The organism is Rathayibacter iranicus NCPPB 2253 = VKM Ac-1602, assembly GCF_003149025.1.
In the GTDB taxonomy this organism is placed as follows: domain Bacteria; phylum Actinomycetota; class Actinomycetes; order Actinomycetales; family Microbacteriaceae; genus Rathayibacter; species Rathayibacter iranicus.
Genome location: NZ_QGDV01000003.1, coordinates 201,097 through 226,721, shown reverse-complemented (window position 1 = coordinate 226,721; position 25,625 = coordinate 201,097). Strand labels below are relative to the sequence as shown.

Below are 25,625 nucleotides of genomic sequence, written 5' to 3'. Positions count from 1 at the left end.
CCGTGCCCGAGGGTGACACCGTTTACCGCTCCGCCCGCAACCTCGCCGAAGCGCTCGATGGCCATGTGCTGACCCGCTGCGACGTCCGCGTACCGAAGTACGCGACCATCAATCTCTCCGGCGAGACGATCCACGAGGTCATCCCCCGCGGCAAGCATCTGCTGATGCGGGTGGGTGACGCGCTGATCCACTCCCACCTCAAGATGGAGGGCAGCTGGCACCTCTATGCGCGGAGCGACGACCGGCAGCCGAAATGGCATCGGCCGGCGTTCCAGGCGCGGATCATCCTCGAGACCGAGCGCTGGCAAGCCGTGGGCTTCGAGCTCGGTCTGCTCGAGATCGTGCCGCGCTCAGCGGAGGACGACGTCGTCGGCTACCTCGGCCCCGACCTGCTCGGCCCGGACTGGGACCCCGATGAGGCGCTGCGCCGTCTCTCCGCCGACCGCGATCGCCCGATCGGACTGGCCCTGCTCGACCAGCGGATCATGGCCGGACTCGGCAACGTCTACCGCGCCGAACTCTGCTTCCTTCGTGGCGTTCTCCCCACTCGCCCGGTCGGCGACAGCGGCGACCTCGTGCGCACCATCGCGCTCGCGAAACGCCTCATCACGGTCAACCGCGAGCGCATCGAGCGCACCACCACCGGTAACCTGCGCCCCGGTCAGCAGCTCTGGGCGTACGGGCGCGACCGAAAGCCGTGCCGTCGGTGCGGCACCCCGATCGAGCGCGGCGAACTCGGCGACGACGAGCTACAGCTGCGAGTCACGTACTGGTGCCCGCACTGTCAGAGCTGACCGAGCACCAGAACCACCAAAGCTGACGGCGGCTACTCCTCGACCGCCGACCGGTGCCCAGGGACGTGCTTCTCGTGAATCCTCGATGCGGTTACACGCTCGATGCGGTCGACATGGCGCCCAACGTCTGAGCCATCGGCGACGATCCAGCTGCCCACGAGAAGGAGCGGATCGCGACCACCGGCCGTCAGCGGACCGGTGATCGTGAAAGAGCCGAGCGCGGGAGTGGAGAAGGCGACCCGCACGAAGTCCCCGTGCTGCAGCCCCTCGACCGAGCGTTCTCCGCCCACCTCGTCGGCAACCGGCGCAAGAGCGATGCTCTGAATCTCGGTGCCGGTGCCGAGGAACACGTCAGCGACAACAAGTTCGCCGCCAACCGCCTGCCTGACGACACCCTCAATGCCGTAGAGACCGTAGCGCGGCGAGCGGACGAGGACGCGGACGGAGTCACCGATCGCGACCTCCGCGAGCGCGCCGCGGATCGAGGCGACGTCCCTCCGCGCGGGAGGTGCGGACAGGGTGTCGAGGATCGGGCTGGGCATTCGATTAGGGTAGCCGGTCCATCCGACGCCAGGCCCGACCGCGAGGTCGTGCGGCCCCCAGGCGACACGCTCAAAAACGGCGAATGCCCCGCCGGAGCGGGGCATTCGGGAAGTGCGGAGTCGGTGGGATTTGAACCCACGGAACCCAATAAAGGGTTCTCCACCTTAGCAGGGTGGTGCACTCGGCCGGACTATGCGACGACTCCTGAGCGCCCGCTGGCGGACGCACGACGACCATCATAACCGCACGTACGCGACGCCTGCGACACCGGCGTTCGGCAGCAGCGGTCCGACACCGCGAGGCCAACCGAGACGGCCCGGCGGCGACGGTGTCTTCGCACCAGCGGACCGTCGCGGTGCGCCGACAGCGGTGCGCCGCCACCCTACTGGTCCGAGAGCGGGCGACCGACCGTGCACGTCTGCTGCTGAGCAGTCTGGCCCGAGACGTCAGTCGGAAGAGTCACCGGGCCCTGCGTCGTCGGCGCAGCGGGGGCAGGATCCGCAGAAGCCGCGGCGGTCGGAGCCGGAGTGGCACCCGGCGCCTGCGCTCCTCCGCCCGTCGTGCCGGTCAGCGTAATCGGCTGGTCGGCGAGCAGCGCGGCGTTCAGTGCCGACGCCGCCTCTTTGCTGGGATACACGCCATTGCCCTCGATGAATGTCGGGTACTGCACGAAGACAACCTTGGCGAGGTCGACGTCCTTCACGGCGAGCCCGATCGAGACAAGCGTGTTGATGTTCTCGAGTGACGTCGAGAGCTGCATGTTCGAGACCGCCGCCCTCGCCAGTCCGTAGAGGTTGACCGGATTCGAGAGCGTCGACGCGCTCTTCACCTTTCGCACGAGCGACGAGAGGTAGACCTGCTGGCTCGAGATGCGCGTCAGGTCACTGCCATCGCCGACTCCGTGCCGGGTGCGCAGGAAGGCCAGCGCCTCGGCTCCCACCAGCGTGTGGGTCCCGGCGCCGAGGTTCAGCCCCGTGTATTCGTCCTGGATCGGCGAGGCGACGCAGACATCGACTCCGCCGACCGCATTCGACATCTCGATGACGCCCTCGAACTGGATCAGTGCGGCATAGGGGATCTGCAGCCCGGTGAGCTGCTCCACCGTCTTCACGGTGCAGGCCAATCCTCCGGCCTCGAGCGAGGTGTTGATTTTGGCGGAGTCGACCGCCGAGGAGACAGCGCCCGTGGCCGGGTTCGTGCACGAGGGGATCGGCACGTAGAGGTCGCGCGGAAAGCTAACGACTTCGACTGTCGAGTGATCGTCCGAGATGTGCATCAGCATCGTGACGTCGTTGAGGTTCTCGGAACGCTCCCCGAACGCGCCCGCGGCCGATCCCTCCGCGCTGTCGCTACCGGCGAGCAGAATGTTGACCCCGCCCTCGATCGCACTGATTTCGGGAGCCGGCCCACTGCCGAGATCGACGGCGTCCCGCGCGCCACCCGCGATCATCGAGACCGCGATAGCGACGATGCAGACGGTACTCACCACTCCGACTCCAACACAGGCCGCGAGGACCTGCGCGAGGAAGCGCAGCCCGCTCTGACGTCGCAGGCGGCCGTGCCGTGCTGCGGTGGTCCTGCCGGGGGCGCGTTCTCTCATCGGGTCGTACTCTCTCTCGGCTGCGGGGCGCGGGTCGTCCCGGAGTCAGCGTGCGAGGAGGTACGCACCCGCAGTGCGCGCCCGCCCTCGACTCAGCCGAAGAACCCGACCGAGCAGGTCTGCTGGTCGGCGCTCTGGCCGGTCACCGATTGTGGCAGGGCAACCTTAGATTCGTCCTCGGCGGCGGATGCGGAAGTGCCGGGCGTCGCCTGCGCCGTCGCGAGCGGGTCGGTGCTCGCCGAGCCGGCGGGAGCAGAAGGATCGGACGGAGCCGGTGTCTCGCCCTCCGTCTTCGCTCCGGCGCCCGTGCCGCCGGTCAGAGCAATGGTCTGGTCGGTCTGGAGCGCGGTAGCAAGGACGTCGCCCGCGGCACGGTCGGGCATGACGCCGCTTCCCGTCGGACCGGTCGGATACTGCGCGAAGACAACGTTCGCGAGATCGACGTCTTTCAGGGCGAGACCCATCTGCACCATCGTGTTGACGTTGTTCAGCTCGGTCGAGAGCGTCATATTCCCCAGCGCCGCCTTGGCGAGGCCGTAGAGGGCGACCGGGTTCAGCAGCGTGTCGGCGCTCTTGATCTCTCGCACGAGGGAGGAGAGGAACACCTGCTGGTTGCTGATCCGGGTGAGGTCGCTACCGTCGCCGATGCCGTGGCGGCTGCGGAGGAACTGCAACGCGGCCATGCCCTCAAGGGAGTGCACGCCCGGCTCGAGGTAGGTGTTGGTGTAGGGGTCGGCGATCTCGGTCGCGACGCAGACGTCGACTCCACCGATCGCGTTCGACATCTCGATCACGCCATTGAACTGCACGACCGCGCCGTAATCGACGCGGACTCCCATCAGGTCCTCGACGACTCCCGCGACGCAGCCGAGGCTGACATCGCTCCCCATCGCCTCGTTGATCTTCATGTCCGGCCGGGCCGGGATGGTCTCACCGGTCACGGCATTTACGCAGGAGGGGATGTCGACGTACATATCGCGCGGGAAACTGACCACCGTCGCGTTGCTGTGGTCGGCCGAGACGTGCATCAGCATGTTCACGTCGTTGAGGACGCTCGTCTCCTGGTCGGGATCACCGTAGGCGTCGCCCTGCCCCTTCCGGGAGTCGCTGCCGACGACGAGGACGTTGAAGCCTCCTTCGAGGGCGCCGATCTCGGGCGCCGCGCCGGCCTGCACACCTGAGCCCGCGGCGCCCGGGTGCAGGTCAACCGACGGTTGGGCCGATTGGACGACCAGGGTCGCGGCAATCGCGACGACCGCCACGGAGGCGACGACGCCGACTCCTCCGACCATGACGGCGCCCTTCACTAGCGTGCGCGCGAGCGAGTGCTGCTTCTGGCGGCCGTGTCGCACGAACGGGTGCGGAGTGCGTGCGGAGTCGCGAGTCAGTGTCGAGGGGCCCGTGCGGCGCATCCGTCTCCCGATGTTGAGGCGTCAGTCGTGCGAACCCGGGATCGGCCGCGGGCGTCGCGCAATCCTATACAGAGGGTGGCGCGATCCGAAGGGAAGTGGCGAGTTGGGGGCTTGAAGCGGGTCCTCGGCCGCGGGGCGAGACGTCGACGCCCGACCGCGCGAGGGCTTCGCGACCTCAGTGGATACCTCCGTCATTTCCGTGCAGTGGAACGGTTCCGACTGAAGTGTGCTGATCCCTACGAAGGTTGACTAAAATTGGTGTCCTTCACTGCCGGAGAGGGCGCCCACCGCCACCAGCGTGGAAATGGCCACCTCGGCGTCCGGATCCTCAACAGCCAGGCCAAGAGCAAGCACTGCGAACTCTGCGTCTGGACTTCCGAAGTAACCGAGCACTTCTGCTGCATACTTGCGGACAGCTGCCTCGTCGTGACTCAAGGCGTCGATTAGGTCCGCAACCACTACCGCCCCGAAAGCGGCCACCACATCAGTCAGAGCATTCTGCGCTTCCGCGTCGCCAGCGCCAAGCTAGGCCGTCAGCAACGGCACAGCGCACTGGTCCCCGATCCGCGACAAAGCCCACCGGGCTTTCGCCGCGACCGCGTGATCGGCGTCGTCTATCAGGGGGACGATGTCATCGACAGTGCTCGGATAGGCGATCTTGCTCAAGACGTGCAGCTCCTGCACTCGCGTCACCGCGTTGGGGCTGTGAGCGAGCACCTCGAGGACCAGCGGCACCGCCGCAGTGCCGGAGCGGACTGCCGCCCGGTGAGAGTCTCGCGAACGAAGAAGTCGGGCTCCGCCCAGAGTTGGCGTAGCACTGCCCCACGAAGCGCCTGCTCGACCGCGCTGCCGAGGTAGCAGCACGCCAGCAGACCTCGAATCGAGCGCACGCCAAGCAGTCCTGACGCCACGCAGCGATGCAGGCGTTGGAGTAGAGCGCACAGGACGCGCTTCATCAGCCGCGCCCCCTACGCAAGAATCTACAATAGATAGAGGGTCGAGAATATTTCCCGACCCTCTATCTATCATAAGACGTCGTCAATCTACTGTAACGATTTTCCACTCATCCTTATCTATCCACGCGAGGCGGACGGTGCACTGCCCCGCCGCTGAATCAGCGATCTTTGCAACGATCGGCGATGGGATTGCGTCATCGACTACGGAAAGTCTCGCACCAGCCAAAACTAGGGAAGAGCATTTGTCGGCGGTTTTCGATACTAGACTTGCATCTGACCGTGGAAACGAATCAGTCAGAGCAGAAGTCACATCGCTCTTAGCCAGATCAATCATTAGCAGTTCTGCTGCCGATTGCCCTGAACCTTGGGGAGGAACTGTGCCTTTCGTATCATCTTGTTGCACAAGGAAGAGAAGTACAGATCCCAGAGCAACCACGCCAATCGCCACTACCGTTCCAAGCGACCAGAGTATCCGCCTAGTATGACTCTCAATTGCCATCTGCTACTTCCTGTAGTGGTTGCGTCACCATGCCCATGCCGAATAAGTCGCACCCGGGTCTTGTGACAGAATGGCTGCAAGTGATTTGTTCTTGTTGTCGCTTGTGTGGTAGCTGTAGTAAGGCATCCCGGTTGAGTCTACAGCAGTAACGATCGAGACGTGGTCAAAGACATAGTTTAAGCCGTCTTCATCGTTCGACCAAATCCAGAAGGTGATGTCCCCGACGGCAGGCTTGGCACTGTTCGAAACGTAGTGGAAGCGCCCAGTTGTGTGGAATCCGTAATCAAATAGATTCTGCGCTTTACCCCATGTATCCGAATCGACAACTGGGTATCTCCATCATTTTGGGCCTAACGGGTTCCCGTATACTTTCGGCCATCCACCTGCGTTAAGAACCTGCGAAATATAGTTCGCGCAATCATCATCGAGTGATTTGCACTCCCACCATGGGGCACGATTTTCCGCGTGATCGAGTGCGTACTTCACCGCGTTGGCTTTATTGGGCGCGCACGAGGAAGCCGATTAGTCTTGTTATGCCTTTTGAACGTTGACGCATGCAGAATGCGTCGCCCAAGGCGCTGTTGGGCGACCAGCCGGAGGGACGGGGGAGCGAATCGCCGCCGGCTCCGGCGGGGTGCCCCGATCAGGCCAAACAACGCGATCCCGACAGCGAGGATCGCGTCGATCCGATGCCGGATCCCGCCGCCGACGCGGATCAGGAACCGTCGACAGCGACTCGATCAGCCGAGGGCGCGCGGAGCCGACTGATCCCGATCCGACCGACGCGTCAAGGGCGGGGGAAGATGACATGGTATGCGTGGTTTCTCTCGCAGATGGTGAGCGTGAATAACTTCCGTCCTCAGCACGAACACCACGCCTGCCCCGTCACCGGCGTGTCACACGCCACAACCGCCGGTCAAACCACGCGCCGAAGACTTCGACGGAACCCTGAGAGATGTTGGTGGGCACATCGCTGGCGATTACTCTATGGTGTGCGCATGAAGGTCTCCCTCGCGGCTCCAACTGACCCCACGTATGACTTTGATCGCGGAACGCGATTTCGTGTCAGGCACGCGGTTCCATCCGCAACGAATTGGCTTGTGGATGATTACGACATCGTCGAAGTCAAAGATGTGCTGGAAGTGATCGCTTGGGCGAAGAGGGAGTTGAGGGACGGGCAGTTTGCCGTGTACGTCGTCACACAGAGCATTGCGGAGGGACCTCAAGGATTCTTCGATGAGACCCATTTCACGCGGATATTTGGTGATCTTTTTGATGAAGACGAAGGCGCTGGCGTCTCCTCGGTGGAGATTCACGAGGATTGAGACGACGGGTAAGTCTATCCCGCCGCCTCAGCCGCTCTTAATTGGCAGTAATCGAGATTGTTTGTGTATCCGGTTCCCCAGCGCTCATGGTGGTCTCCTGGGGGGCTACGCGGGACGAAATGCCGCATGCCACGGAGGTCCATGCCGAGTAGGTGGTTCCTGTCGAGTAGGAGGGGCTGTAGCCTGCAGGAGCGTAGAGCACCCAGGAAGTGACTGTGCGATATGCGCCTACACCAGTCTAACAGGGGATAGCGGAGTTGCTTCTTCCAGTTCGGGTGTTGAAACTGTCGTATGCGTCGCCAGGCCACCTTTGGCCATTTGCCTTCTCGAGCGTCGTCTTGACATAGATTTCTTTCATCACAACACTTCCGCAATCTGCGGTGCCTTGAGCGTTGATCATCCCGCCCACGTGGTGTGAGGGGTGTGGGATGTTCGCCTTCATAGTGCAGACACCCACGACGACAGCGGCCTGGGCTGGCGTCGCGACCAGGATCGATCCCCCTATTACGGCCAGCGTCGCGATCACCGCAACGAAACCTCGATCCATTCGAGTTTTTCTTCTCATAAATATCCCAGTCTTCCCGAAGAGTGAAACTTACTAGGTTTATCTTAACTTTTTTCTTCCACATTGGATGTCGGCCGTTTAGAGGACAGTTCGGGGGACAATGCGCGACTCTGTCGACAGGTCACGCGGCGAGTGTCCGTGGCGGCGCTTGGGCGTGGTCGAGGGAACCGATCAGGTAGACGACCTCGACGCTCTTGCGGCCTGTCACGGTGCGGGTGCGGCGCCTTCGGGCTGTCTGCACCAGCGACTCAGCCGATCCCACGGTTTTCCTGGCGGAGGGCGTGGGATTCGAACCCACGAGACATCTCTGCCCACCAGTTTTCAAGACTGGCTCCATCGGCCGCTCGGACAGCCCTCCTCGACGCTCCCGCGGAAGCGACACCCGATAATACCCAGGTCAGCCCTGGGACGCGCGTTCGTTACCGAGGCTGGCAGCCCGGATCCGGGCCTGGGACGGGGGTTCTGAGGCCATCCAACCTCGGCTACGAACGGGCGGAGTCAGCGCAGCCCCGAGAGCGCCGCCGCCACGCCGTCCTCGTGCACCGTCGGTATCACCGCAGACGCGACGGCGCGGACCTCGTCCGGCGCCTGGCCCATCGCGAGGCCCGCTCCCTCCGCGGCGGCCCAGGTGAGCATCTCGATGTCGTTGCGGCCGTCGCCCAGCGCGACCACGTCGCTGCGCTCGATGCCCAGCTCTTGCCGGATGACTTCGAGCGCGGTCGACTTGTTGACGCCGTTCGGGGCGATGTCGAGCCAGGCGGTCCAGCCGATGGCGTAGCTCACCTGGTGCAGGCCCATCTCCTCCACGAGGGCAGTGAAATCGTCGATGCCGGTCGCGGGTGAGATCACGACGACTCGGGTGCAGAGCCGACCGAGCAGGTCCTCGAAGGGGACGTGGGTGGTCTCGGCGCCCATCACCGCTCCGCCGGGGAAGGCCTCGGTGTAGAAGAAGGCGCCGGCGGCATCCTCGACCGCGTAGTGCGCGTCGGGGAGGGAGCGACGGATGGTTTCGAGGACGTCGGTCGGGTCGAAGGTCTCGACGGCCTCGACGCGGTAGCCGCCGTCGGAGTCCCGACGCAGCGTGACGGCGCCATTGCAGCAGACGACGTACTCGGGAGCGATGCCCAGGCGCGCGACAACCGGGAGGGTCGCCGACGGCGAGCGGCCGGTAGCGAGCATGACCTCGTCGCCCTGCGCGGCCACACGGGTGATCGCCTCCGTCACGGCGTCGGTGATGGTGCCGTCCTCGTGCATGACGGTGCCGTCGATGTCGAGGGCGATGAGGCGGCGTCCGGAGGAGCGCGTGCTCACGAGACGGGCTCGAGAACGTCGAGGCCACCGAGGTGGGGACGTAGCGCCTCGGGGACGAGCACCGAGCCGTCCGCCCGCTGGTGAGTTTCGAGCAGGGCGACGATCCAGCGCGTCGTCGCGAGCGTGCCGTTCAGGGTCGCGACCGGAGCCGTCTTGCCGGTCTCGGTTCGGTAGCGCGTGTCGAGGCGGCGGGCTTGGAACGTGGTGCAGTTCGAGGTCGACGTCAGCTCGCGATAGGTCTCCTGCGTCGGCACCCAGGCTTCCACGTCGAACTTGCGTGCGGCGCTCTGGCCGAGGTCGCCGGCCGCGGTGTCGATCACGCGGTAGTGCAGGCCGAGGCTCTGCAGGATGTCCTCCTGGTACGAGAGGAGGCGCGCGTGTTCCGCCTCCGCGTCCTCGGGCAGGGTGTAGACGAACATTTCGAGCTTGCTGAACTGGTGCACGCGGATGATGCCGCGGGTATCGCGCCCGCCGGAGCCGGCCTCGCGGCGGTAGCAGGTGCTCCAGCCGGCGTAGCGCTTGGCGCCGCTGGAGAGGTCGAGGATCTCGTCAGCGTGATAGCCGGCCAGGGCCACCTCGCTGGTGCCGGTGAGATAGAGGTCGTCGTCGCGGAGGCGGTACACCTCGTCGTCGTGTTCGCCGAGGAAGCCGGTGCCGTCCATAATCTCGGGGCGTACCAGGGTGGGCGTGATCAACGGCGTGAAGCCGGCGGCGAGCGCCTTCTCGAGCCCCAGGTTCATCAGGGCGATCTCGAGGCGGGCGACGAGGCCCTTGAGGAAGTAGAAGCGCGCGCCGCTGACCTTGGCGCCGCGCTGCATGTCGATGCCGTCGAGCAGCTCTCCGAGTTCGAGGTGGTCGCGGGGCGCGAAGTCGAATGTCGGACGCTCGCCGACTGTCTTGACCAGCTCGAACGACTCCTCGCCGCCCGCCGGAACGCCTTCGATGATCGGGTTGGCAAGCTTTTTGACGAGCACAGTGAAGCGATCATCGGCGTCGCTCGCCTCCTGCTGCGCCTGCCGTGCGGCGGAGGCGAGGCGCTGGGCCTCGACCACGAGCGCGGGCTTCTCCTCTTTTGTGGCCTTCGCGACTGTCTTGCCGAAGGCGTTTTGCTCGGCGCGCAGCCGCTCCGCCTCGGTGATCGCGGCGCGACGCACGCGGTCGGCCTCGAGCGCCTCGTCGACGAGTTCGACGGAGTCGCCGCGCGCCTCCTGCGAGCGCTTGAGGACGTCCGGGTGCTCACGCAGAAGTACGGGATCAATCACCCGAGCAGTTTAGGGGAGGCCCGCAAGCGGCCGCGGCTTCCGCGATCCTGCCACTGCGGCTGAGCATCGGCCGTGGACAGCCATCCGATGACGGGCAGGCCTGCGAATGTCAGATGTCCCCCGGTCCCTGTCCCGCTCCCCCGAAGGCACTGTATGCACTCCATCGTCCGAACCGACGCGTCCCCCGGCGTCGTGCTCGAGCGCGACGGCTCCGTCGCCCGGATCACGCTCGACCGCCCCGACGCACTGAACGCTATCGACCTCGGCACCGCACGCTTGTTGCTGCGCATCGTCGCCAACCTGAATGCCGATCCCGACTGCTCCGTCATCGTGATCGCTGCGGCCGGTCGGGCGTTCTGTACCGGCGGAGACATCTCGGCGATCATGGGCGCTGCCCGGCCCGGCGACTACCTCCGCGATCTGGCAACCACGACGGCCGAGGCCATCCGTCTCCTTGAGGAGGGCACTGCGGTCGTGGTCTGCGCGATCGACGGCATGACGGCCGGAGCCGGGATCGCCTTCGCGCTCGCCGCGGACATCGTCGTCGCCACTCCGGCCGCGCTGTTCCTCAGCGCCTATGGGGACGTCGGCCTGGTCCCTGATGTCGGCGTCACCACTGCTCTCCCCCGCTTGATCGGCCGCCGCCGCGCGCTCGATTTCGTGCTCTCGGGCCGTCCGGTCCGCGCGATCGAGGCGCTGGAGTGGCAGCTCGTGACCGAGATCGTGCCGCGCGCCGACCTCGCCGCCCGCGTCGACGAGCGCGTCCGGACTCTCGCCGCCAAGCCCGCGCACGTCGCGGCGGCCGCACGCCGCTTGCTGCGCACGGATCCGCTCGACCGCGCGGAACGCATCGAGGAGGAGACCGGAATCCTGGTCGAGTTCCTCGACGTCCCCGCCACCCGCACGCTGCTTGACGTCGAGCACGAGCGCCAACTCCGCCGAGCCGCCCGAGCCGTGGCATCGCGCTAAACGGGCCTGGGGAAGCCACTCCGGCGGATCGCTGGACGCCGCGGGCGGCCGGGTGCGATCTCGGCTACGGTGGGTCGCGCGAAGGGGAGTAGTTCCCACCGTCCGCCGAGCGGACGACGAGGCGCGTCGACATGCTGGTCCGGGATGATCCGGGCCCGGCGCTCCACCCCGGCCCGAGCGGCGGGGGCGAACGAGACCTTCGGTCAGTCGACGCACGTCCTGACCGGTCCTCTCGCGTGGGTCGGCAGACCTATCCCTAGGAGATCGCATGGCGACCACCCATCCCAGCCCCGCCCAGGTGCGCCGCTGGCGCCGCTACCTCGCCGACGAACTCGCCGAGGCGGCGGTCTACCGCGATCTGGCCGGCCGCCGGTCGGGAGAGGAGCGCGAAATCCTGCTCGCCCTCGCCGTCGCCGAGGGACGCCACGAGGAGCACTGGCGCGAATTGCTCGGCCCGGCAGCCGACCCGGCGCCGCATGCCGACCTGCGCACGCGCCTCCTGGGCTTTCTCACCCGTCGCTTCGGCTCCGTCTTCGTGCTCGCGCTGATCCAGCGTGCCGAGGCACGCTCTCCCTACGCCGACGACGACGACGCGACCGAGGCGATGGCGGCCGACGAGCGGATCCACGGCGAGGTGGTCCGCGGGCTTGCCGAGCGCGGTCGCTCGCGCCTCTCGGGAACGTTCCGAGCCGCGGTGTTCGGAGCGAACGATGGCCTGGTCTCGAACCTCGCGCTGGTGCTCGGCGTCGGGGCGAGTGGAGTGGGCACGGGCGTCGTCCTCCTTACCGGCATCGCCGGACTGCTCGCGGGTGCGCTGTCGATGGGCGCCGGAGAGTTCGTGTCGGTGCGCTCGCAGCGCGAGCTGCTTTCGGCTTCCAACCCCGACCTCGATGCCAACCGCATCGTGCCCGACCTGGACGTCGATGCCAACGAGCTCGCGCTGGTCTATCGAGCCCGGGGAATGACGCAAGAGCAGGCGGATGCGCGCGCCGCCTCCGTCTTCGCCGGCCTCCGCGGGGGCGCGGTCACCTCGCCGATCACGCTCGGCAGAGCAGCGGTGGATCCCGACATCGACGAGCACGAGTCGGTCGGCACCGGATTGGGCGCGGCACTCTCGAGCTTCTGCTTCTTCGCCTCGGGCGCGATCATCCCGGTGGTGCCCTACCTGATCGGGCTCTCGGGTCTCGCGGCGGTGGTCCTCGCCTGCGTCCTCGTCGGTTTCGCATTGCTCGCGACCGGGGCCGTGGTCGGTCTGCTCTCGGGGGCGCCGCCTTTAGCGCGCGCACTTCGGCAGCTCGGGATCGGCTACGGCGCCGCCCTGGTGACCTACCTGCTCGGCCTCGTGTTCGGCGCATCAGGACTCTGAGGCTTCGGAGTCTGCACAATCCGAGCCTGCGCGTCGAGGAGCTGCGGCCCCTCCTCTCCGCGGCGCTGCACCGGAACGCCCGGCCAGCGCAACGCAGCCACGCCGACGGCGAGAAGGAGGGCGGCGGGCAGGCAACCGAGCAGCGGGATACAGGAGTAATACAGAAGCTGACGCTGAATCCACGCGGGCGACGGGACATCGGAGTCGCCGTAGTAGGGCGGTGGCGGGGACGAGTAGCCGGTCCACAGCAGCGCGAGCCCGAGAACCGTCCCTGCGAGGCCGGCGAACAGCAGCACGAGCAGCCACGGGTTGCGCAGCAGCGGAGCCTCGCGGACGACGTCGGGAGTGTCGGCGAGACCGGGCGGCACCTCGGCAGGCGGCTCGGAGGGCGTCGGCGCTGCCGGGGCCCCATTGCCCGGCTCGTGCAGGAGCGCCGCCCGCTCGACGGAGGGCACCCGTGTGCTCCGCTGAAAGCGCGTCCCCTCGGGACTGCCCGTGGCACTCGGTGACACCGCGGCCCCCGTCCCGGGCCGGGCGAAGGCCCGCTCGTCCACGCGCAGCCGCTCCACGTCTCCCGAAAACCCGCGCTGGAAAGCGGGGTCATAGCGGGGATCGATCCGCTCGGCGTCCTCAGTCATCGTCGATCTCCGGCTCGTGGGAGAGGATGCCACGCAGCCAGTCGCGGGCCTCGACGAACACCTCGTCGTCGTAGCGCCGCACCGAGGTGACGGGCCGACGGTCGGCGCGCGGGTACGAGCCGAGGAAGACGACCTTCGGACTGAAACGGCGAAGACCCATCAGAGCGTCCGCCACCCGCTCGTCCTGCACGTGTCCGTCGAGGTCGATAACGAAGCGGTAGCGGCCCATAGCGTCACCGATCGGGCGTGACTGGATGGTGCTCAGGTTCACTCCGCGGGTCGCGAATTGCTCGAGCATGTCGAGCAGGGAGCCTGGCTCGTCGGCCGGCAGCTCGGCGATCACGCTGGTCTTGTCGGCTCCGGTCGGCTTGGGGAGCGCCCGCGAGCGCGAGACGTGCACGAAGCGGGTGACTGCGTTCGGATTGTCGCTGATCCGCTCGGCGAGCACGGCGACGTCGTGGTGCGCGGTGATGCCGGGTGGCGCGATGGCGGCCTGCGCGGGCGATCCGCTGAGAAGATCGACCGTGGCCTGGACGTTGCTGGAGGCAGGCAGGTGCTCGTGGCTGGGGATCTCGCGATCGAGCCACACCCGGCACTGGCCATATGCGACCGGATGCGCGGAGACCGTGCGCACATCCTCGAGGCGCGTGCCGGGGCGGCCGACCAAAATGAACGACACGGGGACGAGGTACTCGCCGACGATCCGCAGCCCCGGGATCCGGGCGAGCGCGTCCTGCGTGGCCGTCACTCCGCCCTCGACAGAATTCTCGATCGCGATGACAGCGCCCACGCTCCGGCCCGAGACGAGGTCGGCGAGCGCCTCCCCCACGTTCGCGACGCTGTGCCACAGCTGCCCGCGCGCCTCCGGGACCTGCGCGAGCGCCGCCTCGGTGAACGTGCCGCTCGGCCCGAGATAGCTGTAGGCGCGGGTCGCGGAGGCAGTGTCGGGCATGGCGCAAGCCTAGCCAGCCGCGGTACCCCAGGAGCTGGCCGACTGCCACTATGGACCGCATGACTGATCGCGCAGGGAAGCCGGCAGAGGCCTCCGATCTCATCGACGTCGAGGCCCTCGTCAGGGCGTACTACGAACAGAAGCCAGACGTATCCGATCCGGCGCAGAAGGTGGTGTTCGGCACGTCGGGCCATCGCGGCTCCTCCTTCGACACCGCCTTCAACGAGGACCACATCGCCGCAGTCACGCAGGCGATCGTCGAGTACCGCTCCCAGCAGGGAGTCACCGGCCCGCTCTTCATCGGCGCCGACACGCACGGGCTCTCGCGTCCGGCGCTGACCACCGCGCTCGAGGTCCTGGTCGGCAACCAGGTGCGAGTGCTGGTCGACGAGTTCGACGACTTCGTGCCGACTCCCGCGCTCAGCCACGCGATCCTCCGCTACAACAACGACCCCTCGCACACCGACCGGGCCGACGGCATCGTGGTCACCCCCTCGCACAATCCGCCCCGCGACGGCGGCTTCAAGTACAACCCGCCGCACGGCGGTCCGGCCGACTCCGACGCCACGACCTGGATCGCGAACCGCGCGAACGAGCTGATCGCCGACGGCAACCGCGGCGTGACCTCGGCGGAGCCCTCCGCGGTCGAGACCTACGACTACCGCAGGCACTACGTCGCAGACCTGGCGACCATCATCGACATCGACGCGATCAAGAAGGCCGGCGTGCGGATCGGGGCCGATCCACTCGGCGGCGCCTCCGTGCACTACTGGCAGCTGATCGCCGAGATGTACGAGCTCGACCTGACCGTCGTCAACGGCGAGGTCGACCCAGCATGGGGCTTCATGACCCTCGACTGGGACGAAAAGATCCGGATGGATCCGTCCTCGCCCAGCGCGATGGCCTCGGTGGTCGCGCGCGCCGGCGACTTCGACATCCTCACCGGCAACGACGCGGACGCCGACCGGCACGGCATCGTCACCCCCGACGACGGGCTGATGAACCCCAACCACTACCTCGCCGTCGCGATCGACTACCTTTACCGCCACCGCACCGGCTGGCGCGAAGACGCCGCGATCGGCAAGACGCTGGTGTCCTCCTCGATCATCGACCGGGTCGCCGAGTCGCTGGGCCGGCGTCTCTGGGAGGTCCCGGTGGGCTTCAAGTGGTTCGTGCCCGGCCTGGTCGACGGCTCGGTCGGCTTCGGCGGCGAGGAGTCGGCGGGCGCGTCGTTCCTCCGCTTCGACGGCACCGTCTGGACCACCGATAAGGACGGCATCCTGCTCGCGTTGCTCGCCTCCGAGATCGTCGCCGTCACGGGGAAGAGCCCGTCGGTGCTGTACCGCGAGCTGACCGAGCGCTTCGGCGACCCGGTCTACGAGCGCGTGGACGCGGTGGCGACGAAGGCGCAGAAGGCGGCGCTCGGCAAGCTGGACGGCGACGCGATCGCGGCGACCACGCTCGCCGGCTCCGTGATCACCGCGAAACTTTCGAAGGCCCCCGGCAACGGCGCGGCGGTCGGAGGCGTCAAGGTCGTGACCGAGGACGCGTGGTTCGCCGCGCGCCCTTCCGGCACCGAGGACGTCTACAAGATCTACGCCGAGAGCTTCCGCGGCCTCGACCACCTGCACGAGGTCCAGGCCGAGGCCCGAACGATCGTCGACGCCGCGCTGAACCCCTAACCCGCGCTCACTCGCCCGAGAAGGCTCGTTCTCCGCCCCGAGAACGAGCCTTCTCGGGCGAGTCACGGATGGAGCGCCGCGCGGACGGCGGCGACGACGGCGGGAAGGTCGGCGAGGTCGTCGCCAGTGAGCTCGATGACGTTCCATCCTGCGGCCCGGAGGCGCCCGGCGCGGGCGCGGTCTCGACGCCAACGGCCCTTCTCGACCCGGTGGTAGTCGCCGTGGTACTCGATCACAACCCGAGCCCAGGCGATGCAGAGGTCGACGCGGGCGAGGAATCCGCCCGTCTCGTCGCGGATCACGACGTTCGCCTCGATGCCCGCAATCCCGGCGAGTACCAGCGCGACCCGCACCAGCGACTCCGGGCGCGATTCGGCCCGCCCGTCAAGGAGCGCGAGCGCGGTGCGCAGCAGGCGCAGCCCCCGGCGACCGGGGTAGCGCTCGACCGCAGCCGCCAGGCCAGCCGCGTCGATCAACCCAGCGTGCAGGAGGAAGTCGCCGACGGCCACGAGATCGGCGAGTGGCAGGACCGCGCCCAGGTCGCACCAGGTGCGAGCCGGACCGGTCAGGCGCCCGCGCCGCCCGTCGAGCACGTCCCCGGGCCCGAGGCGGACGGAGCGTCCGACGATCCCTGCGGCATGCGGAGCGCGAGCCGGCGCCTCAACGGCGATGTCGAGTGCAGTGCGCTCCTCCCAGTGGCGATCAAGAGGCGCGCCCCAGAGCAGCGCCGCGGTCGGTCCACAGACGAACGCGTGACCGCCCAGCCGGGCAAGGAGCGCTGAGCACCGGTCAACCAGCGTCACGGCAGGAGTGCGCGACCGCATCCCGTAGACCGGCGCGTCGATCCTCCGCATCGCCGCCCGCGACAACCCCGCCGCGGACCCCTCAGCCACCCTGAACACGCCCTCCTGCACGTCCCCATGCTGGCGCCCGAGCCCCTCCTCCCGCGCAAACTTTCCACAGCCCCGCGCTGACTTGCCCGAGAAGGCTCGTTCTCCGCCCCGAGAACGAGCCTTCTCGGGCGAGTCAGCAGCGGCGGGGTTACCAGCGGGGGTGGATGGTGGGGCGGAAGTGGGTGTCGTAGAGGGCGTTGACCGCCTCCATGAAGGCGGGGCCGAGGGGGGCGGCGGAGGCGGCGGCCGCGTTGGCACGGGCCTGCTCTGGCGAGCGGGCGCCAGGGATCACCGAGGTGACGCCGTCCTGCTGGATGATCCACGCGAGAGCCGCTGCGGCGGGGGCGAGGCCGTGGTCGTCCGCGAGACGCGAGAATTCCTGCGCGGCCTCGACGCCGGTCGCGAAGTCGACGCCCGAGAACGTCTCGCCGACGTCGAAGGCCGAGCCATCACGGTTGTAGCTGCGGTGATCGTCCGGAGCGAACGCCGTCTCAGTCGTATAGCGGCCGCTGAGCAGACCGGAGGCGAGCGGTACGCGCGCGAGGATGCCGACGCCCGCCTCCCGGGCCGCCGGCAGCACCTCGTCGAGCGGCTTGAGACGGAACGCGTTCAGGATGATCTGGACGCTCGCGACGTTCGGCCGCGCGATCGCGGCGAGCGCCTCCTCCGTGCGCTCGACCGAGACGCCATAGGCCGCGATCGCGCCCTCCGCGACGAGGGTGTCCAGCGCGTCGTAGACGGCGTTGTCGGAGTAGACGGAGGTGGGCGGGCAGTGCAGCTGCACGAGGTCGAGAGTCTCGACGCCGAGGTTCGCGCGCGAGCGGTCGGTCCAGGCGCGGAAGTTGTCGAGCACGTAGCTCGCGGGGATCTGCTCGGCGCGGCGGCCCATCTTGGTGGCGACGAAGACCTGCGCGTCGGGATGCGCGGCGCGATAGGCGCCGATCGTGCGCTCGCTGCGGCCGTCGCCGTACACGTCGGCGGTATCGAACAGAGTGACGCCCGACTCCACCGCGGCGTCGAGCACGGCGAGGGCATCGCTCTCGGCGACATCCCCCCAGTCGGCACCGAGCTGCCAGGTTCCGAGGCCGACGACGGAAACGGGCGCACCAGTGCGGCCGAGGATTCGAGTGTCCATGCCTCCACCGTAGGCGCGGCCCCTGACCCGACGGACCCCCTTGCGCATGCCCTACCGTCGAGAGCATGCCTCTCCTCGTCCTCGGCAGCGCCAACCTCGACCACGTGCACCGGGTCGTCCGCATCCCGGCGCCGGGCGAGACCGTGCTGGCGCTCGATTCCCGCACGTTCCCCGGCGGCAAGGGCCTCAATCAGGCGGTCGCCGCGGCACGCACCGAGCCGGGCACCGCTTTCATCACCAGCCTGGGCCGGGATCCTGCGGGCGACGAACTCGCGGGCGTGCTCGGCGACGAACCGCTCACGCTGCACGCCCGGCGCGGCGAGCTGCGCACCGGCACCGCACACATCACGGTCGACGAACGCGGCGAGAACGCGATCGTCGTCGACTCCGGTGCCAACACCGCCCTGCTCCGACTCTCCGCCGAGGAAGAAGCCCTGGTGGTAGCCGCCGACGCGCTCCTGTTGCAGCTCGAAATTCCGCTAGCGAGCGTGACGGAGGCGGCGCGCGCCGCCCGGTCGGCCGGCACCGTGTCGATCCTGAACGCCGCTCCCATCAGGCCACTGCCCACGGACCTGCTGAACGCGCTCGATGTGCTGATCGTGAACGAGCACGAGGCACGCGAACTCGCCTCTGATCGAGGGATTGCCGCGTCGGACGACGATGCACTCGCCTCCGCGCTCACCACGCTGGTCCCGCTCGTGCTCATCACCCTCGGCTCGGACGGCGTGGTGATCGCGATCCGCGGGCGCAGACCCGAGAGCACTCCGGCGTTCAGGGTGGAGGCGGTGGACACCACCGGTGCCGGCGACACCTTCTGCGGCGCCTTCGCCGCCCGTCTGGCGGCGACCGGAGTCCGGCTCGATGACCCCGAGCCCCTCGTCGCGCTCGTGCGGTGGGCGAGTGCGGCCGCCGCGATCTCCGTCACGCGGCACGGAGCGGCGGTCTCGGCCCCCACGGCCACCGAGACGGAGGCGTTCCTCGCCAAGCGCGAGCGCCTTCACTGAGCACGCCCTAGTCGACGGCGGCGATCCGCACGGCGACGCGGGGGCGCAGGTGCGGATGCTCGCGACGGCACCACTCGCGCACGGCCGCTCCGACCGCTCGGGCGACGTCGGGAGCCGAGGCATCGGCCGTCACGCCCACGTCCACCGAGACGGACACCTCCTCGCCCACGATCCGCACCAGCACCGGCTCGGCGGACGTGCCGCCGCTGGCCGTGCCGAGGGCCTCGATCGCGAGCCGTCGTGCACTCAACACCGAGGCCGCCTGGGCGAGGACGTCCCGTACCTCCGGCCGCACAGGCACGAGGGTCGCCACTCCCTCGAGCAGGCGCAACTCGTCGGCGAGCGCCGCCGTCGGGCCCTGCGCAGCGGGCGGTCGCGGGCTCACGATTCCTCCGCCTCGGGAAGGTAGACGTCCTCGACGCGGACGTCGATGGTCGAGACCCGCAGCTCGGTCTGGGTGAGCAGCCGCGTGTGCACGCGCTCACGGACCTGCTGAGCAGCCTCGGCGATCGGGACGCCCCAGAAGACCGAGATCGTCATCTCCACCACCACCTCGCCGCCGACCTCAATGTCGCCGACCAGACGGCAGCGGCCGACGAGGACACCCGGGACGCTGTCGCCCGCTTCCCGGACGAGGCCACGGACAGCCCCCTCCGTGATCGTCAGCGACATCTCCGGCTGCATGCTCGCGAACGGGATGTCGCGGCCCGCGCGAGCCTCCCGCCGAGCCTGGGCGAGGATCGAGCCGAACCAACTCGCCTCCGGAGCAGGCAGTCGCGCAGCGTCGTCGTCGATTAGCGCGCCTGAGAGCGCGCGGACTCGTTCAAGGGCGCGCAGAGTGCGACGGTGCTCGGGGGACTCCTCGATCGCCGGATCGTAGGGAGAACGGCCGCGATCGAGGTACTCGCTCAACTCGTCGATCCCCACGCCGTCGTGTTCGTGCACGGGCGGCAGCACGACGTCGTGCTCCTCACCGAGCCCCTGCCCGTCGCCGGGGGTCTGATCCGCGTTCATCGCGTCTGCTCCCTCATCGCCAGTCCTCCATCGCCACGACCAGCGCGTCGCGCGCGCGGGCGAGCTTGCCCCGAACGGCGGTGGGCGTCAGCCCGAGATGATCGGCGATCTCGTGGTACGACTCCCCACCGACTTCACGCAGCAACCAGCACTGACGCTGCGACTCCGGCAGCTCCGAGAGCGCGTGCGCGAGCGCCCGCATGGCGTCGCTCTGTTCGACGGCCTCGAACGGGCCGGGCTCACGCGACGGTGGATGCTCCACAGCATCCACGTCGTCGGTCGGGCGGCGCTGGCGCAGCAGGTCGACGCTCGAGCGGCTGACGATCCGCATCATCCAGCTGCGCACACTGGCGGGCTCCTTCAGCTGCGGCAACTGCGCCCACACCGTGATCAGCGCGTTCTGCACGGCGTCCGAGGCGTCCGCTTGCGAGCCGGTGAGCCGCCAGGCGTAGGCGCGCAGGATCGACTGGTGCCTCTTGACCAGCACCTCGAAGGCCCGCACATCGCCCTCGGCGGAGCGCTCGGCGAGGAGCGCATCGCTCGCCGACTCCAGTCCGGGCACGTGCCGCCTCCGTTCGCGGGACCGGCCACAGCAGCCGGGATGGGACTCTCAGGGAACAGTCAGAAAAAATCGTGATCCGTACCGTGACGAAGCCGCGCGGGGATCCGTCTCACTCATGAAAGCACAGCCCGAGCGGAGAACCGCCGGGCTTTCGACTCCGGTCTGCTCGTAGTACGGCCGATAAGACGTTCAGGAGACATCATGAGCGACAGCACTCCTACTCCTTCTACCGCCCGCGTCGGCACAGCGTCCGCCGGCACCACAACTCCCGTCGACACGGTGACGAGTCTCGGCGGCGACGCCGGCTCCGGCACGGCGCAGGGAACCACGGTCATCGACGATGGAGTCGTCGCGAAGGTCGCGGGCATTGCCGCCCGCGAAGTTCCCGGCGTCTACGCCCTCGGTAACAACGCCGCCCGCGCGTTCGGCGCGATCCGCCAGGCGGTTGGCGGCGCCGACCACTCCCAGGGAGTGAGCGTCGAGGTGGGCGAGACGCAGGTCGCCGCCGACGTCACCGTCGTCGTTGAGTACCCGGTCCCGATGCAACAGGTTGCCAATGCCGTCCGCGCGGCCGTGGCCAGCGCGATCACTGAGCTGGTGGGCATGGACGTCGCCGACATCAATATCGCCATCGTCGATGTACACATCCCCGGCGATGACAAGTCCGACAAGGACGACGAGTCGGCCGAGAGCCGCGTCCGATGAGCGGCTTCGGCGATTCCTCCCGCCCCACCGCTCCCGGCGGCCGCAGCACCGTTCTCGGCGTGGCGATCGGTGCGATCCTCGCCTTCGCGGCCCTGCTCTTCGGATTCTGGGGCTTCGTGCTCACGGCCGTCTTCATGGCCCTGGGCGTCGCCATCGCCCGGGTCGCCGACGGCTCCCTCGATGTGCGCAGCCTCGTGGACGTGTTCCGCGGCCGCACGACTTCCCGCTAGGAGTCCCTCGTGACCGCTCTCGACATGCGTCCCGCCTCGCCGGTGGCGGGCACCGTCACCATCACCACCCGCTCTCTCGAGCGTGCGGCTGTGGCGATCGTCCACGAGGAGCTAGGCGTCGAGGTCTCCGCGATCCGCGTCCGACTCTCAGATGATCGCGGCGGCCTCGCGCTCGCCGTCACCGCTCCCGTGGTCCTCGAGCAGGAGACCGGCGACTCGCTGCTCGATCGCCTCCACCGCGACCGCTCGCGCATCGCCTCCCGAATGCAGGTGCTCACCGGCCGCACCGTCACTCGGGTCGACGTCCGAGTGACGGGCACCCGCACCCGAACCACGAGGAGAGTCGCATGAGTACCGCACCCAGCGCCCGCGACGCTGAACCCAGCGCCCGCTACCGCCGCTACCTCCGACGCGAGACGCACAGTTCGCGCTCGGCCGCGCAGATCGTCGTACTGGTCCTGATCGCACTTCTCGCCGCCTCTGTCGGCACGGAGGCGGTACTGGCCGTTCTCGGCGCAGCCCCGCTCCTCCTCGCCCCGTCAGCGCTGCTCAACGCGCTCGTGTCCGTCGCGGCGCTGGCTCAGCCCGCCCTGATCGGGGTGGCGGTCGCCGCGGGGATCCTCGCGCTGATCCTGCTGGTGCTTGCCGTAGCGCCAGGAGCCCGTGCCCGGCACACCGTCGAGGACGACCGTCTCGCGGTCGTCGTCGACGACGGCGTCATCGCCTCCGCTCTCGCGCGGACCGCGCGGACCGCCGCTCATTCACGGCGCGAGGACACCCGCGCCTCTCTCGGGCGGCGCACCGCGCTGGTCGAGGTGACTCCCGCCTCCGGCATTGCGGTCGAGCGCGATCTGGTGCAGAAGGCGGTCGACGAAGAACTCGCCCGCATCGCGGCGGCGCCGGCCACTCGCGCCACCGTCCGTGTCTCCGACTCCGGGAAGATCTGATGACCACGAGCAACCGCTTCGTCAATCGCCTCGTCCTGCTCGTGGTGGGCCTCGTCCTCGCCGCAGTCAGCGCCGGCGCCGTCCTCATCGCCGTGTCGCAACCTGTGCGCGACGCTGTCTCGTCCTTCGGTGACGACCAGGGTGCTGCGCTCGTTTCCCGGATCTCGCCCGAGCGGGGCACGGCCTGGAACGACGGCGCGGTCCTCTGGCCGCTCTACGCGATCATCGGTGTCTGCCTCCTGGGCGTCGTCCTCGCGCTGGTGCTCATATTCGCGCACGGCCACGGCCGCGTGAACACGGTGCTCCACGATGAGTCCGACGAGGGCCCTGCGGGCGGGATCGAGATCGCCACCGGCTTTGCCGAGGACGTTCTCGAGAACGCGCTTGCCGGTCGCTCCGAGCTGCTCGACGTCACAGTCTCCGCCTACCGTCACGGCTCAGACACCGCGCTGAAGGTACGGGCCCTGCCGCGCGCAGGAGTCTCGCCCCGCACCGTGATCGACGCTGTGCACCGGGAGGTCGAGGCTCTCGACACCCTGCTCGGCGCTCGCCTGCCCGTCGTGCTCGAGGTCGCCTCGAGCGCACGCGCCGGCTTCTCCAAAGAGGATCGAGTCGCCTAACCCGGCCTCGCGTCTTTTCTCGATACCTGTCGGCGAGCGATCAGCTCAAGGCGGAGGAGACGGACACGTCTGGGAGGGGTCGTCACCGCTGAGCGGAGGCGGCCCCTTGCTGCTGTCTGGCCGGAACCCGGTCAGACGCCCCAGAACATGATCCGCTGCGCCGAGGCCGCGTCGATGCTCTGGTCGTGATTGTTCATCGTGTGCGACGAGTACAGGATCGTGCCGCCGACAACGCTCGTTACGACGCCCGTGTGGTCCCAGTCGCCGGAGCCGTCCCAGTCGAACTGGACGATGTCTCCGGGCTTCACCCGGCTCCGCTCCGTGTTGGCAATCGGCGTCGCCCGCTCGGGATGCCCGGCGAGGTAGGAATTGAACGCCGTCGACGACGCCCACGCCGAGCTATAGCCACCAGCCAAGGAGTAGTTCCACTCGCCGTCCATCTCCCAGCCGCGCGCAATCAGCGATTGCGACGTGAAGTTGACGCAGTCGTTGCCGGGTATCACGCCGTACTGGGCGGAGTTGTAGTCGCTCCAATACGTGCCGAGATAGTCGAGCTGCGAGGCGAGGCGGCTGGCATCGAGCGCGGCCTGGGCCTTCGCCGCCTCGACTGCCGGGTCGGGCGTGTACGCGAAGGTGATTGCGGAGGCGACCACCTTGGTGCTCGCGAGGACGCCGGTCGCGGCCTCGCTCGGTGTCGGGGTGGGAACGGCCAGATCGGTCGACGCGGCGACCGACTCCTGCGCCGTCGTCGTGTCGAGAGTCGACTGCACAGTCTCGGCGGGAGCGCCGTCGACGGTCACGGCAGCAGCGGCGTCGGTCACAGCGTCGAACCTGACCGGCTCGCCCTCTGCATCGAAGAAGGCCACCGGGACGACGCCCTCGGCCTCCTCCGCGGCGGGCGGCGCGGTGACCGTGATCTGGTCAGGGTTCTCGACTGCGACGCTGCCCTCGGCCCCGCCGAAGCGGACCGTGGCGACAGCGTCAAGGTTGCCGCCTTCGAGCGTGACGCTCGTGCCACCCGCGACGGTTCCCGAGGTCGTCGAGACCGCGCTCAGCACGACCCGCGTCGAGCCGGTGGTCGCGGGGAGCACGGCGACGCTGGTCGGCGACGGGGACGGCGCGATGGGCGCGGAGCGAGCCCACGGCGCGGTTCCCACAGTCAGGGCAAGACCGGAGGCGACGGCCACGACGACGAGTCCGCCCGAGACGGCGAGCGCCATCGTGCGCCGCGACGGACGAGCGAAGGACGATCCGCGCCGGGCGGAGGGTTCGGCGCGATCGCGCTCTGCGGCACGGCGGTCGCGGCGGGAGTGACAAGCGGCGGCGTCCGCCGAGCGCGGAGAAGGTGGCGACGTCTGGCTCTCGGGAGCGACGGCGGCAGGAGGCGCCGGGGTCGCTCTCGGGGAGGAAGGCCGGCTTCGGCCCTCGCGTTCGCGAGCTTCGCGGCGAGTGAGCGGCGGAGCAGCGACGGGAGTGTCATCTGGAGTAGAGGTCTGGCGAAGGCCGGCGGGCAGGGTGGAACGGATGGAGCGAGGGGGCACAGAGGGATCTCGGGGTTCGGCGGCGCGGCAGGGGGACCGAGCTCGGGAGCGGGGGAAGCGGCAATGTCACCAGGCGAAGGTGGGAGACCTGTTGGACGGACCTCCGAAAGCGCTCCGAATAACAGGACGGTAACGAGCGGCGTGTGTCGCGTCCGGTCGGGCCCGCTTCGGATCGTTCGGGCAGCTAATCGCTGGTTCCGGGCGCGTAATCGGGCGCATCCGGAAGGCCGAACGCGCGCTCCAACGTCTCGATTCCGGAGTCGTGCAGGTACTGCGAGAGTTCTGTGCCGACATAGCGCAAGTGGTACGGCTCTGATTCGTAGCCGGTGATCGGAGTGGACTCGGGCTTGTAACGCACGAGGAAGCCGAAGCGATGCGCGTTCGCGCCGACCCACTGCCCCTCCGCCGTATCGCCCCAGCAGATCTCGAGCGCACAGGCTCCCGAAGCGCCAACGACATCGACGGCCCAGCCCGTCTGATGCTCGCTGTGCCCCGGGCGGGCGCTGGTTGCGTCTGCGCCCGCCTGGCCACGGGAGGAAACCCAGCCGGCGTAGACAGAGACCTGCGTGTCGTAGGAACGGTATGCACTCTGAACGGCCAGGGCGAGGCCGGCCTCAGCACTCGCAGCCGCGAACAGCGGGACGAGAGCGTCGGCGGCCGCCTTCCGCATCGGCTGGCGATTCACGAAGGACACGTCAGGGAAGGTCAGGTCGGCCGGGACGTAGTCGACCGGCGAGAGCGTTCGCAGCTTGTTGACGACGACCCAGATACTCTCCGGATCGTCGGTGGAGTGGGCGGCGAGGTCGAACCCGGGCGTGGGCGTCGCGACCGGTTCCGCGGTCGATGCCGGTGTTTCCGGAGCGGCCGGGGCGGAACCACTTGCCGGCGCGGCAGTGGGCGATCCCGACACAATGGGCGAGCGTCCGCCGCTGCCGAACGCGGCTCCAACTCCGAAAGCGGTCACGCCTGCGGCGACCGCGACTCCCCCGATGACCAGGGCGCGGCGGCGGACGGGGCGCCCGCCGGTCGGCTCGTTCTCGTTCGTCGTCATCCTCCAAGCCTAGACAGCGAGCTCCGCTCGTCCGTGGACATCACCCGAC

At 68.4% G+C, this 25,625-nt stretch carries 29 protein-coding genes, 2 tRNA genes and 1 pseudogene; 11 read left to right on the top strand and 21 right to left on the bottom strand.

Annotated elements, in window-relative coordinates:
* The first annotated feature begins 2 nt into the window (after positions 1-2).
* Positions 3-794 (top strand): DNA-formamidopyrimidine glycosylase family protein, encoded by a 792-nt coding sequence (locus tag B0H03_RS05245; RefSeq protein ID WP_104265263.1) that lies wholly within the window; start codon positions 3-5, stop codon positions 792-794.
* Between the two features lie 32 nt (positions 795-826).
* Here B0H03_RS05245 and B0H03_RS05240 read toward each other — a convergent pair whose 3' ends face one another.
* The 8 genes and pseudogenes from B0H03_RS05240 to B0H03_RS17415 all read right to left on the bottom strand — a co-directional run.
* Complete coding sequence (locus B0H03_RS05240) at positions 827-1,336, bottom strand: hypothetical protein (RefSeq protein WP_104265264.1); 510 nt, start codon at positions 1,334-1,336, stop codon at positions 827-829.
* A 115-nt stretch (positions 1,337-1,451) separates the two neighbouring features.
* Positions 1,452-1,542, bottom strand: a tRNA-Ser gene (locus tag B0H03_RS05235).
* A 177-nt stretch (positions 1,543-1,719) separates the two neighbouring features.
* The gene (locus B0H03_RS05230) at positions 1,720-2,937 is read right to left on the bottom strand and encodes an LCP family protein (RefSeq protein WP_104265265.1); all 1,218 of its coding nucleotides are present in this window, start codon (positions 2,935-2,937) and stop codon (positions 1,720-1,722) included.
* Positions 2,938-3,029: 92 nt separating this feature from the next.
* A complete protein-coding gene (locus B0H03_RS05225) occupies positions 3,030-4,349 on the bottom strand; it encodes an LCP family protein (protein ID WP_104265266.1) in 1,320 nt (439 codons plus the stop codon).
* 249 nt (positions 4,350-4,598) lie between these two features.
* Complete coding sequence (locus B0H03_RS05220) at positions 4,599-4,829, bottom strand: HEAT repeat domain-containing protein (RefSeq protein WP_133248935.1); 231 nt, start codon at positions 4,827-4,829, stop codon at positions 4,599-4,601.
* Positions 4,830-4,874: 45 nt separating this feature from the next.
* Positions 4,875-5,084 (bottom strand): HEAT repeat domain-containing protein, encoded by a 210-nt coding sequence (locus B0H03_RS16510; protein WP_160487240.1) that lies wholly within the window; start codon positions 5,082-5,084, stop codon positions 4,875-4,877.
* Positions 5,085-5,387: 303 nt separating this feature from the next.
* Entirely contained in the window at positions 5,388-5,804 is a 417-nt protein-coding gene (locus B0H03_RS16125) for a hypothetical protein (protein ID WP_127843977.1), read from the bottom strand.
* Positions 5,805-5,828: 24 nt separating this feature from the next.
* Positions 5,829-6,293: pseudogene (locus tag B0H03_RS17415) on the bottom strand (amidase domain-containing protein); the annotation flags it as partial.
* A 509-nt stretch (positions 6,294-6,802) separates the two neighbouring features.
* On the opposite strand from B0H03_RS17415, the gene B0H03_RS05200 reads away from it, so the two are divergent.
* Positions 6,803-7,129: a hypothetical protein gene (locus B0H03_RS05200; RefSeq protein ID WP_127843978.1), complete on the top strand. Its 327-nt coding sequence runs from the start codon at positions 6,803-6,805 to the stop codon at positions 7,127-7,129.
* A 686-nt stretch (positions 7,130-7,815) separates the two neighbouring features.
* Here B0H03_RS05200 and B0H03_RS16505 read toward each other — a convergent pair.
* The 4 genes from B0H03_RS16505 to serS all read right to left on the bottom strand — a co-directional run bounded on the left by B0H03_RS16505 (position 7,816) and on the right by serS (position 10,267).
* Complete coding sequence (locus B0H03_RS16505) at positions 7,816-7,992, bottom strand: hypothetical protein (RefSeq protein WP_160487239.1); 177 nt, start codon at positions 7,990-7,992, stop codon at positions 7,816-7,818.
* Positions 7,965-8,052, bottom strand: a tRNA-Ser gene (locus B0H03_RS05195). The genes B0H03_RS16505 and B0H03_RS05195 overlap by 28 nt, the downstream gene beginning before the upstream one ends.
* Before the next feature lie 140 nt (positions 8,053-8,192).
* Positions 8,193-9,005 (bottom strand): HAD family hydrolase, encoded by an 813-nt coding sequence (locus B0H03_RS05190; RefSeq protein WP_241560439.1) that lies wholly within the window; start codon positions 9,003-9,005, stop codon positions 8,193-8,195.
* A complete protein-coding gene (serS, locus tag B0H03_RS05185; RefSeq protein WP_104265272.1) occupies positions 9,002-10,267 on the bottom strand; it encodes a serine--tRNA ligase in 1,266 nt (421 codons plus the stop codon). Before serS ends, B0H03_RS05190 begins: the two co-directional genes overlap by 4 nt.
* 153 nt (positions 10,268-10,420) lie before the next feature.
* On the opposite strand from serS, the gene B0H03_RS05180 reads away from it, so the two are divergent.
* Together B0H03_RS05180 and B0H03_RS05175 are read left to right on the top strand one after the other, a co-directional pair.
* Positions 10,421-11,236, top strand: a complete 816-nt coding sequence (locus tag B0H03_RS05180; protein ID WP_160487238.1) for an enoyl-CoA hydratase/isomerase family protein — start codon at positions 10,421-10,423, stop codon at positions 11,234-11,236.
* Between the two features lie 268 nt (positions 11,237-11,504).
* On the top strand, positions 11,505-12,602 hold the full coding sequence (locus B0H03_RS05175) for a VIT1/CCC1 transporter family protein (protein ID WP_104265274.1): 1,098 nt from the start codon (positions 11,505-11,507) through the stop codon (positions 12,600-12,602).
* Here the strand turns inward: B0H03_RS05175 and B0H03_RS05170 are convergent.
* Positions 12,563-13,240, bottom strand: a complete 678-nt coding sequence (locus B0H03_RS05170) for a hypothetical protein (RefSeq protein WP_104265275.1) — start codon at positions 13,238-13,240, stop codon at positions 12,563-12,565. The genes B0H03_RS05175 and B0H03_RS05170 overlap by 40 nt on opposite strands.
* Complete coding sequence (gene pheA, locus B0H03_RS05165; protein WP_104265276.1) at positions 13,233-14,192, bottom strand: prephenate dehydratase; 960 nt, start codon at positions 14,190-14,192, stop codon at positions 13,233-13,235. The genes B0H03_RS05170 and pheA overlap by 8 nt, the downstream gene beginning before the upstream one ends.
* A gap of 59 nt (positions 14,193-14,251) precedes the next feature.
* Here pheA and pgm point away from each other — a divergent pair, with 59 nt between their 5' ends.
* On the top strand, positions 14,252-15,874 hold the full coding sequence (pgm, locus tag B0H03_RS05160; RefSeq protein WP_104265382.1) for a phosphoglucomutase (alpha-D-glucose-1,6-bisphosphate-dependent): 1,623 nt from the start codon (positions 14,252-14,254) through the stop codon (positions 15,872-15,874).
* A gap of 62 nt (positions 15,875-15,936) precedes the next feature.
* Here the strand turns inward: pgm and B0H03_RS05155 are convergent, their stop codons facing one another.
* Both B0H03_RS05155 and B0H03_RS05150 read right to left on the bottom strand, forming a co-directional pair.
* On the bottom strand, positions 15,937-16,788 hold the full coding sequence (locus B0H03_RS05155; protein WP_104265277.1) for a hypothetical protein: 852 nt from the start codon (positions 16,786-16,788) through the stop codon (positions 15,937-15,939).
* A 127-nt stretch (positions 16,789-16,915) separates the two neighbouring features.
* Positions 16,916-17,902, bottom strand: coding sequence for an aldo/keto reductase (locus B0H03_RS05150; protein WP_104265278.1), 987 nt, complete (start codon positions 17,900-17,902; stop codon positions 16,916-16,918).
* A 65-nt stretch (positions 17,903-17,967) separates the two neighbouring features.
* Between B0H03_RS05150 and B0H03_RS05145 the strand changes: the two genes are divergently transcribed.
* Positions 17,968-18,906, top strand: coding sequence for a ribokinase (locus B0H03_RS05145; protein WP_104265279.1), 939 nt, complete (start codon positions 17,968-17,970; stop codon positions 18,904-18,906).
* 7 nt (positions 18,907-18,913) lie between these two features.
* On the opposite strand, the gene B0H03_RS05140 is transcribed toward B0H03_RS05145, so the two are convergent.
* Genes B0H03_RS05140 through B0H03_RS05130 form a run of 3 tightly spaced genes read right to left on the bottom strand, consistent with a single transcriptional unit; the run spans position 18,914 to position 20,482 of the window.
* Complete coding sequence (locus B0H03_RS05140; RefSeq protein ID WP_104265280.1) at positions 18,914-19,291, bottom strand: hypothetical protein; 378 nt, start codon at positions 19,289-19,291, stop codon at positions 18,914-18,916.
* Complete coding sequence (locus tag B0H03_RS05135) at positions 19,288-19,920, bottom strand: Asp23/Gls24 family envelope stress response protein (protein WP_104265281.1); 633 nt, start codon at positions 19,918-19,920, stop codon at positions 19,288-19,290. The genes B0H03_RS05140 and B0H03_RS05135 overlap by 4 nt, the downstream gene beginning before the upstream one ends.
* A 13-nt stretch (positions 19,921-19,933) precedes the next feature.
* The gene (locus B0H03_RS05130) at positions 19,934-20,482 is read right to left on the bottom strand and encodes an RNA polymerase sigma factor (protein WP_104265282.1); all 549 of its coding nucleotides are present in this window, start codon (positions 20,480-20,482) and stop codon (positions 19,934-19,936) included.
* A gap of 201 nt (positions 20,483-20,683) precedes the next feature.
* Here B0H03_RS05130 and B0H03_RS05125 point away from each other — a divergent pair, with 201 nt between their 5' ends.
* From B0H03_RS05125 to B0H03_RS05105, 5 genes are read left to right on the top strand one after another with little or no spacing between them, the layout of a single operon-like run.
* Entirely contained in the window at positions 20,684-21,187 is a 504-nt protein-coding gene (locus B0H03_RS05125) for an Asp23/Gls24 family envelope stress response protein (protein ID WP_104265283.1), read from the top strand.
* Positions 21,184-21,417, top strand: coding sequence for a DUF2273 domain-containing protein (locus B0H03_RS05120; RefSeq protein WP_104265284.1), 234 nt, complete (start codon positions 21,184-21,186; stop codon positions 21,415-21,417). The genes B0H03_RS05125 and B0H03_RS05120 overlap by 4 nt, the downstream gene beginning before the upstream one ends.
* A 9-nt stretch (positions 21,418-21,426) precedes the next feature.
* On the top strand, positions 21,427-21,768 hold the full coding sequence (locus tag B0H03_RS05115; RefSeq protein WP_104265285.1) for a hypothetical protein: 342 nt from the start codon (positions 21,427-21,429) through the stop codon (positions 21,766-21,768).
* The gene (locus tag B0H03_RS05110; RefSeq protein WP_104265286.1) at positions 21,765-22,364 is read left to right on the top strand and encodes a hypothetical protein; all 600 of its coding nucleotides are present in this window, start codon (positions 21,765-21,767) and stop codon (positions 22,362-22,364) included. The genes B0H03_RS05115 and B0H03_RS05110 overlap by 4 nt, the downstream gene beginning before the upstream one ends.
* Positions 22,364-22,984, top strand: coding sequence for a hypothetical protein (locus B0H03_RS05105; RefSeq protein ID WP_104265287.1), 621 nt, complete (start codon positions 22,364-22,366; stop codon positions 22,982-22,984). Before B0H03_RS05110 ends, B0H03_RS05105 begins: the two co-directional genes overlap by 1 nt.
* Before the next feature lie 131 nt (positions 22,985-23,115).
* On the opposite strand, the gene B0H03_RS05100 is transcribed toward B0H03_RS05105, so the two are convergent.
* Together B0H03_RS05100 and B0H03_RS05095 are read right to left on the bottom strand one after the other, a co-directional pair.
* Positions 23,116-24,204 (bottom strand): amidase domain-containing protein, encoded by a 1,089-nt coding sequence (locus B0H03_RS05100; RefSeq protein ID WP_104265288.1) that lies wholly within the window; start codon positions 24,202-24,204, stop codon positions 23,116-23,118.
* A 505-nt stretch (positions 24,205-24,709) separates the two neighbouring features.
* Positions 24,710-25,576, bottom strand: coding sequence for a M15 family metallopeptidase (locus B0H03_RS05095; protein WP_104265289.1), 867 nt, complete (start codon positions 25,574-25,576; stop codon positions 24,710-24,712).
* Between the last annotated feature and the right edge of the window lie 49 nt (positions 25,577-25,625).